Source organism: Desulfovibrio fairfieldensis (assembly GCF_001553605.1).
In the GTDB taxonomy this organism is placed as follows: Bacteria; Desulfobacterota; Desulfovibrionia; order Desulfovibrionales; family Desulfovibrionaceae; genus Desulfovibrio; species Desulfovibrio fairfieldensis.
In genome coordinates this window covers 1,885,656-1,902,440 of record NZ_CP014229.1, presented here as the reverse complement: position 1 = coordinate 1,902,440, position 16,785 = coordinate 1,885,656, and the positions used below count along the sequence as shown (strand labels likewise).

General features: G+C 52.5%; 16 protein-coding genes. 6 read left to right on the top strand and 10 right to left on the bottom strand.

Translation table 11 applies throughout. The features are described 5' to 3' along the window. Positions 1-529 precede the first annotated feature (529 nt). The 6 genes from AXF13_RS15965 to AXF13_RS16660 all read left to right on the top strand — a co-directional run bounded on the left by AXF13_RS15965 (position 530) and on the right by AXF13_RS16660 (position 5,412). A complete protein-coding gene (locus AXF13_RS15965) occupies positions 530-1,750 on the top strand; it encodes a tyrosine-type recombinase/integrase (RefSeq protein WP_190276331.1) in 1,221 nt (406 codons plus the stop codon). Between the two features lie 630 nt (positions 1,751-2,380). Then, positions 2,381-3,259: a thioredoxin domain-containing protein gene (locus AXF13_RS08150; RefSeq protein ID WP_062252462.1), complete on the top strand. Its 879-nt coding sequence runs from the start codon at positions 2,381-2,383 to the stop codon at positions 3,257-3,259. After that, the gene (locus AXF13_RS08145; RefSeq protein WP_062252460.1) at positions 3,259-3,648 is read left to right on the top strand and encodes a hypothetical protein; all 390 of its coding nucleotides are present in this window, start codon (positions 3,259-3,261) and stop codon (positions 3,646-3,648) included. Before AXF13_RS08150 ends, AXF13_RS08145 begins: the two co-directional genes overlap by 1 nt. Further along, the gene (locus AXF13_RS08140; protein WP_062252458.1) at positions 3,620-4,090 is read left to right on the top strand and encodes a hypothetical protein; all 471 of its coding nucleotides are present in this window, start codon (positions 3,620-3,622) and stop codon (positions 4,088-4,090) included. Before AXF13_RS08145 ends, AXF13_RS08140 begins: the two co-directional genes overlap by 29 nt. A 201-nt stretch (positions 4,091-4,291) precedes the next feature. Beyond that, positions 4,292-5,038: a ParA family protein gene (locus AXF13_RS08135; RefSeq protein WP_062252457.1), complete on the top strand. Its 747-nt coding sequence runs from the start codon at positions 4,292-4,294 to the stop codon at positions 5,036-5,038. 20 nt (positions 5,039-5,058) lie between these two features. Continuing rightward, on the top strand, positions 5,059-5,412 hold the full coding sequence (locus tag AXF13_RS16660) for a hypothetical protein (RefSeq protein ID WP_150116122.1): 354 nt from the start codon (positions 5,059-5,061) through the stop codon (positions 5,410-5,412). 154 nt (positions 5,413-5,566) lie between these two features. Here the strand turns inward: AXF13_RS16660 and AXF13_RS16655 are convergent, their stop codons facing one another. The 10 genes from AXF13_RS16655 to AXF13_RS08080 form a co-directional block, all read right to left on the bottom strand. Beyond that, positions 5,567-6,409 carry a relaxase/mobilization nuclease domain-containing protein gene (locus AXF13_RS16655; protein WP_190276330.1) on the bottom strand — a complete coding sequence of 281 codons (843 nt, stop codon included), beginning with the start codon at positions 6,407-6,409 and terminating at the stop codon, positions 5,567-5,569. 343 nt (positions 6,410-6,752) lie between these two features. Continuing rightward, positions 6,753-8,531 (bottom strand): DNA cytosine methyltransferase, encoded by a 1,779-nt coding sequence (locus AXF13_RS08115; RefSeq protein ID WP_062252449.1) that lies wholly within the window; start codon positions 8,529-8,531, stop codon positions 6,753-6,755. 228 nt (positions 8,532-8,759) lie between these two features. Then, positions 8,760-9,119 carry a hypothetical protein gene (locus AXF13_RS16650; protein ID WP_150116120.1) on the bottom strand — a complete coding sequence of 120 codons (360 nt, stop codon included), beginning with the start codon at positions 9,117-9,119 and terminating at the stop codon, positions 8,760-8,762. 28 nt (positions 9,120-9,147) lie between these two features. Further along, positions 9,148-9,285, bottom strand: coding sequence for a hypothetical protein (locus tag AXF13_RS17085; RefSeq protein ID WP_190276329.1), 138 nt, complete (start codon positions 9,283-9,285; stop codon positions 9,148-9,150). Between the two features lie 176 nt (positions 9,286-9,461). Then, on the bottom strand, positions 9,462-10,070 hold the full coding sequence (locus tag AXF13_RS08110) for a hypothetical protein (protein WP_062252447.1): 609 nt from the start codon (positions 10,068-10,070) through the stop codon (positions 9,462-9,464). A 19-nt stretch (positions 10,071-10,089) separates the two neighbouring features. Beyond that, a complete protein-coding gene (locus AXF13_RS16645) occupies positions 10,090-11,427 on the bottom strand; it encodes a superantigen-like protein SSL4 (RefSeq protein WP_150116119.1) in 1,338 nt (445 codons plus the stop codon). A 267-nt stretch (positions 11,428-11,694) separates the two neighbouring features. After that, complete coding sequence (locus AXF13_RS08100) at positions 11,695-12,690, bottom strand: phosphoadenosine phosphosulfate reductase domain-containing protein (protein WP_062252443.1); 996 nt, start codon at positions 12,688-12,690, stop codon at positions 11,695-11,697. Then, positions 12,690-13,709, bottom strand: coding sequence for a DNA-methyltransferase (locus AXF13_RS08095; RefSeq protein WP_062254781.1), 1,020 nt, complete (start codon positions 13,707-13,709; stop codon positions 12,690-12,692). The genes AXF13_RS08100 and AXF13_RS08095 overlap by 1 nt, the downstream gene beginning before the upstream one ends. 217 nt (positions 13,710-13,926) lie before the next feature. Next, positions 13,927-15,594 carry a hypothetical protein gene (locus AXF13_RS08090; RefSeq protein WP_150116118.1) on the bottom strand — a complete coding sequence of 556 codons (1,668 nt, stop codon included), beginning with the start codon at positions 15,592-15,594 and terminating at the stop codon, positions 13,927-13,929. Positions 15,595-15,600: 6 nt separating this feature from the next. Continuing rightward, positions 15,601-16,731, bottom strand: a complete 1,131-nt coding sequence (locus AXF13_RS08080) for a hypothetical protein (RefSeq protein ID WP_062252437.1) — start codon at positions 16,729-16,731, stop codon at positions 15,601-15,603. Positions 16,732-16,785: the final 54 nt, after the last annotated feature.

The window sequence follows — 16,785 nt, the reverse complement described above, 5'->3', positions numbered from 1 at the left end:
TCCGACCGCTGAAGAAAACCGTCCGGTTAATCAGGCGGTTCGGTATCTAGTCCGTGCCCGGCCATAGGAGGGAAGCAGAATTTACGGCCGCGCGCGGACTAGAAATCGTACCGCCTGGTTGTCCGGCCGAACCTCATTGGCCACGGGTACGCCACCGGCAGAGAGATCCAGCCCATAAACAGTACTCCCCCAGTTGCCGTCCCATGAGCCCCTAATGACAACCACGCCATGACTACCAACAGGCTTAAAAATTCCGCTTCCTGTCAGATACCCTCCGAACCCTACGCTGATGCTGCCAGCCGAAGATATGTCGCGCATGGCGTGCCCTTGGGGTGCGCCTAATTCAGCGCTGTTTCCCCCGTGTCCACGGAGGAACAGGCCCCGCAGATCGGGCGTCTTGCCACCAAGAACCGCGAACAGTTCCGGGTAAACCCATCTCGTATATAAGATGTCTGAACAAAAGGAGGGACAACTGTAAGGTTTTTAAGGCAGTTGCCGACTGTTATCTGGTATGAAGAAAGGAGGAGGAATGGAAATCAAGTATATTCAATATCGGCGACAGAACCCATGGATTGTTTGCTGGAAAAGCTCGTGGACTGGAAAACGGCATAGGGTTGGTTTTCCTTCAGAACCAGCAGCCCAAGCCTTTTCACAAGCTCTTAGTGATATTGAACTACAAGAAAAACGAATCATGGCGCAAAGGCGAAAGAGAGCACGATCAAAATGTATAAAAATTACTGTTGAAGAGTTATTTTCACGTTATTTTTCATTGGGATTGACAAATAAAACAACAATTAAACAGTCACAATATCATGCTGCGCATATTATAAAATTGTTTGGAAAAAGACAGGTTTCTCTTTTGTCATGTGACGATATAATAAATTTTATAGAGATACAAAAACTTAGAAACTTAAATCAATCCACTATTAACAGGCGGATATCAATTTTAAGGAGTGCAGTGAATTGGTCCGTTAAGTATGGCATACTTCCAAAAAGTCCGCTTTCTGACCTTAGACTTCCTCTGGCCCGCTCTAGGCGCACCGCACCACCCACCCCTCGAGAGACAAAGCTCATTTATGATTCTGCTGCTCCCCATCTCCAAAGAATTATCGCAATCGGTGCATTTTGTGGGCCTCGAATCGGTCCAAGTGAGCTTTTCCAGCTTCGCTGGGCTGACGTTGACCTGGAAGCGGGGGTCATTCGCATGCCTAGCGCGGATAAGGGGGCGATGGAAAAGGTCCGTGAAATCCCGATCAGGCAATCATTGAGCCCTTTGCTCCGTGAATGGCGTGATACCGATTTAGCGACCGGAATCTCTTTTGTGATTTCGTGGCAAGGTAAGCCCATACGCTCAGTGAATAGGGCTTGGCACACAGCTGTCAGAAACGCTGGTATCTTCCGTCGTATCACCCCATATTCTCTGCGCCATTCTTTCGCCACCTATTCCATTGAGGGAGGTGCAAAGTTAAAAGCCGTAGCTAAACTTATGGGGCATAAGGACGAAACCATGCTCCTGCGCACATACCAACATGTTTTGGGTGAGCAAGAGATTGAGGCGGTCGAGGCTGTGCCGGATATGCTGAACTTGGGAAAAGCTCGACTCAAGAGACAAAAACGCCGCATTCCGAATTTGGGGAGAGGCTCTTCCGGACATGCGGCAAGCGGATCTGGATCTGATCACGGAAATTTTATCTTTCCTCCTCCCCATTTGCTACATGTACTATCTTTTTGGATCTCACCAGCAGGCTAATAAGAGGTGCTCCGGTAGGAGGGCGCTGCTCATAAAGTATGAGCCAGCTTCGTAACCTATATTTTTCATTCTCTATGATGATGTGTTGCCTGAAGTCCTACTTTTGACCACCATAATGAGAGAGGCTCAGTTGCGCGCCAGCGTTCGAGATGTTGAGCAACATTTCGTCTGAATTGGGAGGCATTTCTGAGTTGTTGAATCTCCCTTCGATTCCTGCGGCCCACCCCCATCTGCATGGTTGCTCCATTTTTTCTTCTCCTATTTCCGCCATTGCCTTATGAGAAACAAAATGGAAGATGATGAGCAATAAAAATTGGCTGCCAATTTCTAATTGTTGTTTCTCCCCACCTTACTGCCAAATTTATTTTTTAGCATTGAACTATATATTGCCAATTTCTTTTTGCTATTTTTGAGAAGCAGAGAGCCTAAATCGGCAGCAATATCCTAAATTCTTGCCTCAATATCCTGGCAGTAAGGCTGTACTTGGGATTTTCCTCCGGCTAAGAATTTTCCCAAGTGCGCCATGATTATGTAGGGCAATGTTTTGCTTTAAAGTGTGAAAAATTAATTGTAAAATTTGAAAAAAATCTCTATGGATTTTAGGGGCCGCAAATTTGAGGAGCAAGGCACATGGGCATTTTCCGATCCGCCACTTCAAGGTTCTCACGCTTCGTAATGGGCGTGTATTGTTTCTTTTACCATATTGTGAGCCGTGCAGCCGGCATTGCCGTGGGATGTGTGGGAGGGGCGTGTTTGCTGTTTTATATTTATACACCGCTCATGGCTCCACTGGATGCCGCCTCCCATCTCCCCGACTGGAATCCTGCGAGAGCACAATTGATCACAATTTCGTCCCTCTCAGGCGTCGTCACGGCCCAGCCGGTGTTGGACAGCAAAGATAACCGTTGGAAGCTCATCCCCAATGGGCCGGTTTTTGGGAATTTCAAGGTTGAATCTTTTGTCAATCCGATTGCCGACAGAAAAGTTTCAGACTCCAGGACCAGCCGCGGCAAGGCAGTGGAGGACCTCCGTGAGAGTGCCTCCAAGCCCCGCGCGGCATTCACCATGGCCACCTTTGAGAAGCTCCTCAAGGTTCCGGCAAAAAAGCTTCATCCCGAGTTAAAAGACCAAGGAGGGCCAGTGCTCGTGGTCTTTACTTGGGAAGATTGTCCTACCTGCACGGCTTTGCAAATATATTTCGACAAACATAAGGAGAAGTATCCGTTTCAGATTCTCTTCGCTCCCATCGCAGGCAATGCCCTGCGTTATCTGGACAAGCAGACTGCTCCGAAGAATGAGCAAAAGGAATTGCTGGCCGGCGTGAGCGTCACGTCGCAAATCCTTGCCGATCATACAGGAGCCTTGCGTGTTCCGGCCTTTGCCTGGCGGGTTGAGAATAGAGATCTTCCCAGTGGCGCTGAGGTCGGCTGTGCTACCCTCTCCGGTCAGGAATTGGACCATCTGCTGGCGAGGATGGCAGCGGCAGTCGGCCAAGGGAGTTCTAAGTAATGAGGCCTGAAATCCACCACCAGGCAGCCTTGGTTGAACTAGCCGCTCGCGGCATGCAAGCTGAGTTTGCAGTCCGTCGATTACAAGATGTTTTGCATGAGACAATTCATGAGAGGGACGAGGCCCTGGATCTGCAAAATGATGAGACCGCCACATACCGCTCCGTCATGATTCCGATTCAGTACTCTATACCCAATCTGTCCATTCTGGCCTTTTGGCAGGACGGCCGAGGCGCCATAGACGTTGTTGAGCAGTTTGAGAACGAATTGCGGAAGCGTGGCTTGGACGACTTCCATGAGGTCATGAGTGAATGCGGCATTGTCAGCTTCAGGCTATACTTGCGAAAGGACAGAGGTGCTGATGGGGACGCTGAGAAACCGTTTGTCTGAGTTGGGGCTGACTGCAAGTGACCTTGCGTCGGAGATGTTCGTAGCCCAGGAGGTCTTGCTGCCTTTTATGGATGTAGCGGACATCCCTGGTCAGATTACTCAGATACTGGATGGGATAGAGGGGCAGCTGGAAGAAATTGCCGCATTTTATGTCCGTGCCCTTCAACTGGCTGATGGAGAGCTTTCTGGAAAATCCATTCGGCTGGTTAGGTTTTCTTCCAATCAGGATCTATGGAAGCATGTGCCGGACTCGAAACAGATTTCATTATCATGCGTTATGCATAACCAGATCCTTATGCGCTCCCAAAGGTTGTTGAGGGACCTGGGTATTAAAACCGAAATTATCGAGTTCTCGTCTCCGGGATATGCACAATGGCTGGGGCAGGTCCAGGTTCCAGATAGTCCCGTAGCCGTCGCAAGGTGGGCGACAGAGCAGCAGTAATACTGAATCTTGGTTCGGATTCTGGAGGCAGCACTTTACGGCGCTGCCTTTTTCATATTTTACATATTAAATATTGACATATTTTTCAATTTTTCATATTTTACACACATGAAATATTTTTTATACTTTTTTAGAGCATTACGCGCTTAAAAAGTAAAAAATTTTATAGTAGCCTAAAAATCAAAGGAAAAGGCGCTAGGTATGAGAAAGATGGCCATTTGTTTGTCCAAAGGCGGCGTAGGAAAAACTACTACGGCTACAACTTTGGCATATGGATTGGGGCAACGTAACAAGTCTGTGCTTCTAGTCGACTGTGACACTCAGGGGCAGGCAGGCTTTTTTATGGGGGCAAAGCCTGGTCGAGGCTTGGCGGAAGTGCTCTTGGGAGAAGCCCGGATCGGGGATTGTCTTTTGGAGGCCAAACCCAATGTTATGCTTCTCGCTGGTGGAAGGCGTCTGGCGGACGCGACGTTGCACATCTCGAAGCGTACCATGGGTATTGAACGGGCCCTGCTTGAGGTGCTTCAAGAGGTCGAAGGGCACTACGATTATGTGCTCCTGGATATGGCACCTGGCTGGGACTTGCTCTCTGTCAATGCTCTTATGTACGTTCAAGAAATTCTAGCGCCGGTTGAGCTGCAAATGGCTTCCATGGAATCCCTTGGGCAGTTTTTCAAGCGAGTGGCTGACGTAAAAAAATATAATTCCCAGCTGCACACTCGCTATATTGTTCCTACCATGTGGGATAGACGATCCAGCGAGAGTAGAAGCATTTATGAGCAACTGCGGGCGCAATTTCCTCAGGCCATTTGCGAACCGATCAGAGCTTCAGTGAAGTTTTTTGAGGCAACCAGCAAGGGAATGACGATTTTTGAGTATGCACCGAAGACACCCGGCGCCGATGATTATGGGAAACTGGTCAATCGTGTGTCCCAAGAGCACATCTAACTGGAAGAGGAGAAATGACTATGGCCGGCAATGTAAAAAGAGAAACTCCTGATTTGAGTGCTCTTCTTGGAGGAGAAACCGCTACTGTAGCGGTTACCGCTGAAAAAGAGCATGGCAGTACTCCAGAAACCGGCGACGAACCTGGACGGAAAGGGCTGCGCAAAAAAAAGCTCATTCGCAGCTCTGTGATGATGCCCGAAGAGCAGTATGAGAATATGCGCCTTCTTACTTGGTATCTCCGAAAAAACATGAAGGATCTTTGGGGAGAGGCGTTGTCTGGGTTGGAAGAAAAATACGCGGTTGAACTGAAAAAAGCTTATGAAGAATATGCTGCGGCAGGTCACCCAGACCTTGAGTTTCGCGGAAGACGATAGGGGAATGGGTTCTGTTTTATGGATGTCAGGCAGCATAGCACAGTTTTACAGTTGTCCCCAAAAAGGACCGGCTCCTCAGGCGTTGGAGTAGGCTCCTAATGCTCTAAAAAAGTATAAAAAACATTTTATGCGCGTAAAATTAATCTGATGAGGTTCATTTTCGCCGCTCCCTGGCTCTGTTAAAGAGATCCAGGGCTTTTTCAGTTGTGGGAATATATGGTTTTTGAATCCTTCCAGGAAGGTGCTTCATTCCTAGATCCTTCATTATTTGGCTCGCTCTGAACCACGTTTGGCCGTCCGGGGATAGGAGCGCGACCTTGCCATCAAGATGAAAAAGCAGACCCACCATCCCGCAAACGATATGTAGTGCCTCCCAATTGAGCAGCCGCCCCTGAGCCAACCCTTTTTTAAATATGTCCATGGCTTGGGCAGCTGATTCTTTTGCCAACCGTTCAGGCGACTTTTTGCCTGTGCTGTCTTCCATGAGCCGTGATTCGGCTTTGAGCTTTATCTTGGAATCCTCAACACGAGCACGCACCACTTTCCCCGCGGCAGCATCAAAGCGATAAGGCGCCGCAGGTGCGGGTGCAAAGCCGCACTGGCTTTCCAGGAGCGCCGCAGTTTGCGCCATAGTGCGGCGGTACCAGCCCTCAGCTTCCTGAATGAGTCGCAAGCTGCCCGGGTCAATCCGGCATGTCACAAGATGGATATGTTCGTTTCCAGATGACGCCGCGCCAGCGTGCAAAATGGCAATGGCATGATGTCGGATTGAGTAGCCCAAAGCCTGAAGCAGCGTTGTGACGCAGAGTTTGTAATTAGGGCCGAATTTTTCTCCCTCAGAGAGGGTTAGAATATAATGTGGAACTGTACAGAAATGCCGCCTGTTATAGCGTAGTAATGTGGTGCACATCTCATCAATCCACTCTTCCGGAGTTTCTCCCCTTATTCCCCAGGCAAAACCTCGCAGAACGCCTTCAGGCGGCACTCGATCCTTCACATGCTTTTTTCTGGTGGGCAGTGTGTGACCCAAGAGAAGAGAGGATATAAGACATCTCGCGTAACAAGCGGCTTGCTGAGGGGCAATAGATTGGGGACCACGATGCATACGAAGGCGCGAGATTTTCATCAAGTCTCCGATTATTGGGCGGCCATGAGCGCGGCCGCAATGGGTTGCACCCATATGGGAGTACTGCCGAGGGAAATTGTTTCGCCGGACCATGTGAGCAGAAGGAGCTTACCCATGGTTCCGGCAATAGCCGCGGCAGTAGGAGGAGGAACGGCGTTGCCTGCGCGCCGCAATACGCCGCAAACCGCCAGATGGCGGTACCACTCATTCAAAGTTATGTCGTACATGTCATCTCCACTGTTTGAGGGTGCGACTGCAATCCGGCAAAACAGGCTTTCAGTAAGGGGTATGCTGGCCGCTCTCTCTGTATCCATGTGTCCGGCCCGTTGGCGCGAACCAGAGCTTCAACCAGCTCTGGCGGCACGGAATTGCCGCACATGCGAATCTGCGCGGTTTTTGTGAGGCATTTGCCGTCCGGCAGCCGGTCAATGATGTAATCCGGCGGGAAGCCTTGCGCCGTATAGAGCTCTCGCGGCGCAAGCATCCGCATCAGAATGTCCGTGATACGGTGGACGACGCCCTGATAGATAAATTCCGCTTCGTCCTTCGGGCCGATGACGCCCCAAGTACGCAGAAAGTCGCGCACCTGCTCATAGCGTCTGGGCTCGGAATTCTGCCGCGCCTCGGCTTCCACCAACCCCATGCGGGCCTTGGCGGTAATGGTGTGCATGGGCTCGCCCACGTCCGCAGCCTTGGCCGTGCCGTAGTATTTGACCAGACATGCAGACGTGAGGGCCATGTGCTCTTTGCTGGTCAGAGTATGAAGGGGGGCATCCACTGCGGCGCACTCGCTCTTGCCGTAATACTTGGTGAGACAGGCGGACACCAAAGAATGATGGTCAATACTGGTGACGGTCCCCAGAGGCTGCTGTATACCGTGCCCGACGACACCACCGTAATGTTTCGCCAGGCATACGGCTTGTACCAGCGCGTCATGGTTGCACTGAGTGATTGTCGGGTGCGGGGCGTCCACACTCTGGCCGATGGACTGGCCGAACTGCCGCGACAGTATGGGGGCGACGACGACCCCGGCCATCATCTGCTGATTGCCGGTAGTAAGGGTCGGCATGGGCATATCCACCGGCGTCGGCGCGTGTCCCGTGGTATTCGTCACCACCACAGGCGAAATCAGACCGAACCTGTTTTCCGTGGTCTGTGTCGGGAGCGGACGGCCCAAGTCCTGTCCCCGGAAATCCCGTTCGCCCTTTGCCCCGTAATAAGTTACGATGAACGGCTCCGCCGCCTGGAGGACATACCGCCGCAATCCCTCGGCAATGCGGCGTTGGGTGGCGAGGGCCAGCGGTTTCTTGCGGTCAAAAATGCTCCGGCTCGGGATAGACCAGTCAATACACTCCGCCGCCGTGCGCCACGGCAGCAGTTTCCCGGCCCGCACTTCGGCGGATTTCGGGTTGCCGTGTGTGGGCGCGGGCCAGACGATGGGCCGCTTGTCCCGCCGCGCCACAACAAAAAGCCGCAGCCGCGTGGTGGGCGCGCCATAGTCGCAGGCTCTCAAAAGCCGCCATTCCACCCGGTAGCCCAGCCGCACAAGCCGTTTCCGCCACGCCGCAAAGGTGGCCCCGGCCTGCTCTTTGATTGGCTGGCCGTTTTTATCCAACGGTCCCCACGTCAAAAATTCCTCCACGTTCTCCAACGTGATAAGGTTCGGGTGCGTGTCTTCCGCCCAGCGAATGACCACCCACGCGAGGTCGCGGATATACTGAGACTTGGGCTTGCCGCCCTTCGCTTTGCTGAAATGCGTGCAGTCCGGCGAGGCGTGCAGAATCGCCACGGGATGCCCGCCTGTGGCTTCCAAGGGCAGCACCCGGGTGATGTCGTTTTGCATGTGCCGTGTGTGCGGATGATTCGCCCTGTGCATGGCCAGAGCTTCGGCGTCGTGGTTGATGGCGATGTCCGGGTCGCGTCCCAAGGCCCAGGCAAGGCCGGTCGAGGCTCCGCCACCGCCCGCAAAGAGATCGATGATCAAGCCGTTCATTCGCACAACCCTCCTGCATATATACACACTTCGGAGGGCGGGGGAGAGGCCAGGGCCATCATATCGAACTGGTGGCCACTGCGGGTACCACGGCGAGTCATGGACCAACGAACAACTTCGTCGATGCCCACCGGAAATCTACTCCCCGTAGTGCCCTGATGGAAAAATGTAGACACGCCCTGCCGTGCGACAGAGCGGACCAGTATTTCCCACTGGGGAACAGTATTTTTATCCTTCAAAGAGTGCATGGCCATCCTCAATTCGATAGCTAGGGAAAATTACTGTTCTATTAGATTGTTGATGAAATCGCCAAAAATCACATACAAAAGATTTTGAAACGGGATAAATACGCCAATAAACGTAGTTTTCATCACACAATGCTTTTTCAAGAGCGTTAAGGTCTTTCTCTGTGGAGTGTGTAATTTGGCGCAGCAGATTAGGGATGGTGTCCGCGACGCACCAGACCTGCCCTCCATCGCAAAGGGCATAAAACCCCTGCTCAGCCTTTTTGACTGCTTCGCGCAACCCTTTTGCGCGTATCAGGGTTCTATTGTCCTCACGAATCCAGTATTGGGTAGCGGCTTCCATTGCTGTTCACCCTGTTCACGACTGATCTTTACAGTTCAGACGGCAGCGCCTCTTCCATGAAAGCGCCCAGAGCATCCGCCAGGTCAGGATCAAGCGGCACGGCGAAGCCTTCCTGCGCCTGGGCAAAGGCATCCGTGGCCATAGCGTTCATCATTTCCTTGTTCATTGTTCCCTCCCATCCGTCCGACGGGGCGAATAAAGTTTCATTCCATACAAAGAAGCGATCTTATCCGCCATATCCAGAATTGAAGCCTTTTGCGCCGCCTCCCAAGCCGCAGAAAAGGTGGGCATGGCGTATTTCAATGTATTTCATTTTTTTAGACTCCCGGCACGGTAAAAACGTTATTTATTCTGGGCTGCAGGCAAGCCGGGAGGGGGGGACTCCCTTTTTTGTTGCGGCCAAACTTTATGCAGCTCAAGCAAAGGCATGATTGCCTTGTCCGCAACAGCGGCGCTGGTTTGCGCAATTGCGAACGCTCCTTGGGCCAGGACGTCCGTTTTTCCATGACTCTGGATCCAAAGATCCAAAAAGTTTCTCTGCTTGAAATCAAGTTCGGCGAGCTTCCACTGGCAAACATTTGCCCAGCCGCCAAGCAAGCGAATAACATAGGCAGTGGTGGGATGATGCTCCGGTTCGTTTCGTGTGCCGCGGAGGGAGATATTTCTCATCAGCAGACCCCATTCGGCTATGGCCTGATCTCTGAGTTGCGCTTGGCTTTTTCCGCAAAGCTCATCCAGAGCACTTTGAAGGACTGAGTAGGAGGGAAATTTCCACCCTTTGTAGTTCCTGAGGACCATGGCTACAGCGTTTTCAACAATATTCGCCGGCCATGGATCGAGGTTCCTCAGCCAAATCTTGAGGAGTGGATCCGAAAGCTCGTGCTGAAAATTTTCCGCTAGAGCCATGATGGCCGAGGCCTTTTCTTGCAGCTCTTCAGATCTTGTTTCCATGTGTCACTTCCTGCTTATTTCAGACTTCAGACTGGATCTCTCCAAGTACCCGATTTGCGGTTTCAGCGTTCTTTCGAGAAAGAGCGTTCCGATCACCAGCGTTTTGTCCCTGGCGGATCTTGGGGGCTGGAGGTGAAGGGCGCGGCTCAATGGTCCACCAGCCTTCACAAAGAAATTTCTCCAAGCCCGGCGCAGTGCCGTTGAGCCACTGGTAGTCTTTCTCCGACAAATTCCTGAGCGCCGATTTTATAAATTCCAGGCCCGGCCAACTTCCTGATTTTTTAAGCGCCACATAGGCCTTCACACCTGTGAGCGGGGCTTCTGTGCGCACGGAGTCGTAGATTTTGCGAAGCTCCTTAAATTCGGGGTTAAATTCGGGGGGAACTTGAGCTTCAGCATTCCCATTTTTCCCTCCCTCCCTGCCTTGTGGGCTCTTACTCACTTCGAAGTCAGTAGGGTGGGGAGATAAGAGATTTCTTTCTTCACTTGGTAATGGATCTGGTAATGGTAATGGGGCTAGCGACCGCGCTAGCGGGCGCTGAGCGTCCGCACTGCGGTAGCTGTGGTCTGGGCCTGAATAAGGCGAGTCCGGGGAATCTCCTTGATTTATATTGAGATGCGAGTGCGTTCCGGCCTCTTCAGCCTGGATTTCCTGGCGATTTTCGGCGGCCGGATGGTCACCATGTGGGCAATCCGCTGAAACTCCAGCAGGGAGATTCCCCTGCATTTTTTGGGGAGAAGGGCCTGCGCAACCCTCTTGCTGCTGCGGCGTATCTGCGGCGCTGCTGCGGCGCTGCTGCGGAGTACTTGCGGCGCTGTTGCGCCGCTGTGCGGGCGCTCTGCGCCCGCTGTTGGAAGCGGAGCTTTCGCTTTGGGCGCTCTGGATACTTGTGACGCAATCGCAAAGGGCTTGGCCATGGAGGGGCTTGAGCTGCTGGTATTCGTCGGCGCTGAGCTCTCTGATGCCCGCTGAAGCGCAAGCTTGGTACGCTTCCTTGTTGGCCTGGGCGAGTTTTGCCAGGCGTCCTTGCGAGCGCCTTTCATCTTCGGCCGCAGCGTAAGGATTCCAGACGCGCCAGTCATGGATTTCATATGTGCGGCTTTTGCCGTCACTATCATCGATCCAGCCTATATCGTGGCAAGTTTTGAAAAATTCGCCCTCAAGGCCGTTCCAGTCGCTGACGAGTTCAATGTCCCGTGTATCCATACTGGTAAGAATACCGGAAGGACGATTCTGCGCGGTCCACAGCCAGAGCTTCAAGAGGGATTCAATACCATCAGATCCAAGGGCTGATTTCAGCCGCTTGGTCTTATGATGTCCCCAAAATGTGATATGAAGGCGGATATCGGTATTCATTGCCCTGTCCCTCCTGTTGTAAAAGAGAGGGGAGGGGAAGGTGACAGTGATATGCCAGGAAACTTTCGAAATGATCCATTGACAATTTGGTCTGAATCAAGCATACTTCACTCGTACATAAGTTTGTTTGTGGCGAAGCCACACGGAAAGGCCCTGAGCTGCAACGGGGCCTTTTCTATTATCCTCAGCCTGCCATGCAGGCCCCCGGCAAAGACATTCCCCACCGCTTGGAGAGGCGCCTTGTTCCATGAAAGTGAAAGGCGACTTTCATTCGCACAACCCTCCTGCGTAAACACACACCTCGGAGGTCGGGGGAGGGGCCAGGGCCAGCAGATCGAACTGGCGGCCGCTGCGGGTACCACGGCGGGTCATGGACCAGCGGACAACTTCGTCAATTCCCACCGGCACATCGTTCCCCGTGGTGTTCTGATGGAAAAACGTGGTCTGCCCAAGGCGGCTATAGGCTCGTACTATACCTTCCCACTGCCTTATCTTGGCTATCGCCTCCGGACACTTTTGTGCCGTCAACCGGATATCCTGCTTGTTGGACTGGATGCATGGCATACAGCCCACACGGAAAAATCCCATGCCGTAGAGTGGATTCAGGGGCACGTTGTGCCGCTTGTGCATGGCGGCCACGTCCTCTACTGTCCAGCCCATGAGGGGACGATAGAGGGTCACGGATTCCGATTCGGGCGAAATTTCCCACATCGGATAGCAGGAGCGCTGTACCGACTCTTCGGCCCGGATGCCTTGCCACGATATGACATGATATCCGGAGTTGATAAGCGGCAGATGGCCTTGCTCTAGCAAGGCAAAGCGTTTCAAAAACTGTGAACAGAAAGCCCGCATCCGGCTTGGAAACAAGCCCTTAGATCGACAGAGGTCAAGGAATGGGATCCTCGTCGGTTCAAAGCCCATTGCAAGGACTTCATGCACCCGTTCTTCCGTCCAAGGCCGTTCTGTTCGTGCCGTTGCCCGACCGGATTCTAGGTAGAGCCGCTTCCGCGCCAGCTCCCGCGAAAAATCGGCTTTGACAACCTGCACTTTCGGGCCGCCCGTGCGTTCGTGCAGCCGGGCCACGTATTCATAGGTGTACGGATGCTCGTTGCCGGTGTCCGCAAACACGGCGGCAAAATCGCCGTCGGTCTGTTCCAGGGCCAGCAAGTAGGTAGCCGTCGAGTCCTTTCCTCCGGACACGGAAACGACGGGCCGCACGTTTTCGCGTGGGACAAACGGGGGGATAGCGGGCAGATGGAACATCACGCCACCCCCATATCCAGCAGGGAAAGAGGCTGCGGTCCCTTCGGACGTGCCTGCCCGATGCGCCGCTTGGCCATTGCCACATAATCGGGATTGATTTCGATGCCGAGGTAACGTCGTTCCTCTTCGACACAGGCCACGCCGACAGTACCCGCTCCGAAAAACGGATCGAGCACCACGCCGCCCGCTGGGCACCCGGCAAGGACGCAAGGCCGGATTAGGTCCGGGGGAAAAGTTGCAAAGTGGGCGTCAGGGAAGGGGTGTGTGGCGACGCTCCATACAGAGCGCCGATTGCGGGTGTAGAGGGGATAGGTCATTTTCCCCATCCCCTGATTTCCCCCCTTGACATCAATGCCGGGGCGGACGGAGTGGCGTTTTACTGCCCGGATGTCGCCTTGCGGCGCATTGCCGTGGCTGTCCCGCACGGCATCCGTTGAATTATCGAAACTGCGGCCACCGGTATATGCGTTCCCTTTACGAGAGTTACGAGAGGGAGCGGAGGGCTCTCGCACGGCCTCATGGTCGTAGTAATAGCGCTCCGACTTGGAGAAGAGAAAAAGATACTCGTGCGCACGCGTGGGGCGGTCCTGCACGCTTTCCGGCATAGGATTTGGCTTTGCCCAAATAACATCACAACGCAGATACCAACCGGCGTCTTGGAGTGCGAAAGCCACGCGCCAAGGAATCCCGGCCATGTCCTTATTCTTGAGGCCGTCCGCCCCAACAGAAGTGGGACGCATGTTTTCACGGTATCCGTTTTTGTCGGAAGGCGCTGCGGATCCATGGGCGTTTTTGTTGCCGTGGTATCCGATGTAGCTATCGCCCAGATTCAGCCATAGCGTACCGTCAGCACGGAGTACGCGATGAACTTCATGAAAAATTGACATTAGCGCGGTAACATACTTTTGCGGCGAGGATTCAAGCCCTATCTGGCCCAAAACTCCATAATCCCGCAGCCCCCAATACGGAGGCGACGTGACGCAGCAATGCACGGACTGGTCCGGCAGAGTGCGAAGCATGGCCAGGGCGTCGCCTGTGAGGATGGTACCAAATGCGGGCACATTCCACCTCGATAATTCCTGTTTATTCAGCAAGTTCTCTTAAAATTGAAAAATTGTATTTTTCAATGTCAGAATTATTGAAAAATTGAAAAATTGTCAACACAAGTTTCACGCCACATCAGAACGTATGCGCTATGGTCATCCACGCGAATATCGTTGGCCCGGAGTACCTTACTCATTGTTGCTGCGGAGCACGCTTTTCCTGGACTTCTGTTTCGCCACTTTCGTGGTGCGGAAGAAGACTCATAAACCGTTGCTTCAACGCTGAGAAAGCATTCTTGATGTTCTGGACAAGTTTACTCGCCTTGTCATAAAGGCTTTCACCATGGTCATCAGCAATCAGCTTCAATTCTGGTTTGTCCAAAACATCGTTGAAAAATGTATCGAAACTTTTTTCAAGGGCTTCCGGACACGCGAATCTGTCAAGCGGCTCTTTCCCGCTCGCTTCTACAGCGATTCTTGCGTTCTTTTGGAATTGCTGCATATTTTGACGGAGATCATCCACATCGTGCCTAAGCGATGTAGCGTATTCGCTGAACTTGTCTCCCATACTTTTGGCCAGTTCACTCCGGATCTGCTCAACTTCATCTCCGCCGGCGGCGCGGATATCGTCCATCGCGCGTAAAACAAGCGGATTTTCACGGATCCGGCTGATGCAGGCCTCAATCTCGAACTGATTATTGTGCACGTCTTCCCAGGCCTGCTCGAAATGTGCCCGGCGAAATTTCCAGGTCTGCAGCATCTGCTGGATTTTTTGTGCAAAGACATCCTCGGGCATTGGAGAAAGTGCCGACATGGCGTTTTCACGAAGGGGGACATCTTTGGGAACCGGCCTGAACAGCCCTTTTATTCCATGGCAGATATTGGAAAAAAAATTTCCAAACATTGCTGCGGACGCAGAATACGGAGAAATGGTTTCGTTTATGCCTTGCGGCCGCATTGTTGCGGCTCTCTGGGCAGGCGTTAATCCAGGTGAAATCGTAACCGGCCTTTCCTGTCTGGCCGATGGCTGTGCCCCTACGAAGGTTTCGTCGGCGCCAACATGCTCTTTCTCGCCGGCAGATTCGTGTCCGCACGTCATATAAGATCTCGGAATATGAGGAGAGGAGGTTTTATCTTCCGCAGATAGTTGAGTTTGAGAGACGTCTCCTTGCGCATCTGGTGAGTCTTCCGCAGGGGGCTTTCCCCACGGGATTGAGGACACATTCACCTGATCAGACTCTTCGTTAGCCATGGCCCGGGCGAAGGCTTCAAGGTCAGCTCGCGGAACCTGCGAAGAGAAGGGGCCATCTTCGATAGGTGGTTGAATATGGTTCTCGCCCTCCTGCGGTTCAGAAGGTTTTTTCGCAACTGTCTCTCCCTCCGGTTCCGGGTCTTCGTTCCACTGATTGTCAGGGCCCTCCACATTCATCAGCGGGCTGAATGCCTCACTTTCATCCCCGAACCATAACGTCGAATTGCCATCTCCTTCAGCCATTGCCCGAGCGAAGGCTTCAGGATCCGCTTGTGGGATATCTGTCCGGAATGGATCTGCATCAGGGTCTTCGCCATTACTGTGCATGACAGTCACATTTTCAGACAAGTTTTGAAGAAGGTCTTGCAAGCGCGCGTATGCATTGGGATTGCTTTTTTCCTCTTCGAGCCATTGCCGGAGCTGTTCTCCAACATCAGGGTCCAGTTGTTGTAGCGTGGAGCCATCAACTCTGGTTTTAATTCTTTCTATTTTTTCAATCAGGTTCTGTAAGTACTCCGATCCGCTGGTATTGCCGGATTCTTCCTCTTCATTTTGCCATTGGCGCAGACGTTTTAAAGCCTCAGAACTAAGGATTTGCTGTGTTGCCATGTGTACCTACCTACCAGCAGCGCGCGGCGTATCAATATTGAGGTGAATAGCTGTATTATCTTTTTCAGCCAAAATGCCAATGATTGTTGCAAGCATATGTGAGTTACGCATCTCAAACTTCAATTGAGAGCGCTGCATTTCAACGCTAAGAGCACGCATAAAAGCTATTTCTTTGAGGATTTTTATTTCATCTGTCGAGTCGAAAAGTTCTTGGAACCAGTTAGGATTTCCAAAACGTGCATCACTCCAGACATCGAGAAAGGCCATAAGAGACGTGCGCCCCTGCTCGTTCATCGGGACGGAAGTTTTAGAGTGCCCCATACTGTTCTTCAGCGCTTCAAGTACGGCACCCGCATCCACCAGCGGAGCATGTGACGCAATGACGTCGTTGATTGTATCGTGGGCCACGGCAAGCCTGGCTTTTTTCACTTGCTGCCTGTAAAGCGCATCCTTCCCGGCAACGCTGCCTTTTAAGCCGTCAGGTACTTTCGGCGTAGGAAAAGGATTTACAGCGAGCTGGGCAAGAACTTCAGCCTTGGCCATGTCCTGGTCGGCAATGAGGCCGTTAGGAGGGAAAATCCATTCCCCATTGGGGCTCTGATCTTCCATGGGGCCTTCTAACCCCCGAGATTCATTGATGTCGGCCGCTTCTTGCGAATTTTTCGGCTTGCCGTCCTCGAGTTCGGTAACGCGCGCATTGAGGTCGGTCCTGAACCCTTCGGCAGCCTTTTTGCCCACCCCCCAAGCTGCCGCTCCATCGCGGTTTTCACATGAGTTGGCTGCTTGGGCCCGGGCTTTGGCCTCTTCCTTGGCAGCGTATTTTGCTTCTTCAAGCTGCTTGAGTCCCTCGAGCAATGTCTCAATTTTTGCGCCGTCGAGCGTTTTTATGCCCTCAAGTATCCCTTGAAGAGCCGCCAGAATTTTCTTGGTAGATTGTTCCATACCCTTATTGATGCACTCCACAGTGAATGTCGCTGCGTTGGCGACGCCTTCCTCCGTGGCGATGATGCCCCCGGGAGTCGTATTCGCTTCGCCTCCGACATTGGCGCCTGGGCCGAACACTTCGGCCAAGGGGATTCCTGGTGACAGCATCACACAAGCAATCAGGACCGTCTCGGAAAAAAACCGCTTTTTCATGCTGCTATCCCCAATCGTGCAATTTTTTCATAAAATTTTTCATATAAATAAGAA

What these genes read in the sequence shown, in the direction of transcription:
- AXF13_RS16650 (WP_150116120.1), bottom strand. Translation starts at nt 9,119, where the DNA reads ATGGAAGCCGCTACCCAATACTGGATTCGTGAGGACAATAGAACCCTG.
- AXF13_RS15965 (WP_190276331.1), top strand. Translation starts at nt 530, where the DNA reads ATGGAAATCAAGTATATTCAATATCGGCGACAGAACCCATGGATTGTT.
- AXF13_RS08145 (WP_062252460.1), top strand. Translation starts at nt 3,259, where the DNA reads ATGAGGCCTGAAATCCACCACCAGGCAGCCTTGGTTGAACTAGCCGCT.
- AXF13_RS08110 (WP_062252447.1), bottom strand. Translation starts at nt 10,070, where the DNA reads ATGGAAACAAGATCTGAAGAGCTGCAAGAAAAGGCCTCGGCCATCATG.
- AXF13_RS08095 (WP_062254781.1), bottom strand. Translation starts at nt 13,709, where the DNA reads ATGCTTCGCACTCTGCCGGACCAGTCCGTGCATTGCTGCGTCACGTCG.
- AXF13_RS08080 (WP_062252437.1), bottom strand. Translation starts at nt 16,731, where the DNA reads ATGAAAAAGCGGTTTTTTTCCGAGACGGTCCTGATTGCTTGTGTGATG.
- AXF13_RS08150 (WP_062252462.1), top strand. Translation starts at nt 2,381, where the DNA reads ATGGGCATTTTCCGATCCGCCACTTCAAGGTTCTCACGCTTCGTAATG.
- AXF13_RS08140 (WP_062252458.1), top strand. Translation starts at nt 3,620, where the DNA reads ATGGGGACGCTGAGAAACCGTTTGTCTGAGTTGGGGCTGACTGCAAGT.
- AXF13_RS17085 (WP_190276329.1), bottom strand. Translation starts at nt 9,285, where the DNA reads ATGAACAAGGAAATGATGAACGCTATGGCCACGGATGCCTTTGCCCAG.
- AXF13_RS16660 (WP_150116122.1), top strand. Translation starts at nt 5,059, where the DNA reads ATGGCCGGCAATGTAAAAAGAGAAACTCCTGATTTGAGTGCTCTTCTT.
- AXF13_RS08100 (WP_062252443.1), bottom strand. Translation starts at nt 12,690, where the DNA reads ATGTTCCATCTGCCCGCTATCCCCCCGTTTGTCCCACGCGAAAACGTG.
- AXF13_RS08135 (WP_062252457.1), top strand. Translation starts at nt 4,292, where the DNA reads ATGAGAAAGATGGCCATTTGTTTGTCCAAAGGCGGCGTAGGAAAAACT.
- AXF13_RS08090 (WP_150116118.1), bottom strand. Translation starts at nt 15,594, where the DNA reads ATGGCAACACAGCAAATCCTTAGTTCTGAGGCTTTAAAACGTCTGCGC.
- AXF13_RS08115 (WP_062252449.1), bottom strand. Translation starts at nt 8,531, where the DNA reads ATGAACGGCTTGATCATCGATCTCTTTGCGGGCGGTGGCGGAGCCTCG.
- AXF13_RS16645 (WP_150116119.1), bottom strand. Translation starts at nt 11,427, where the DNA reads ATGAATACCGATATCCGCCTTCATATCACATTTTGGGGACATCATAAG.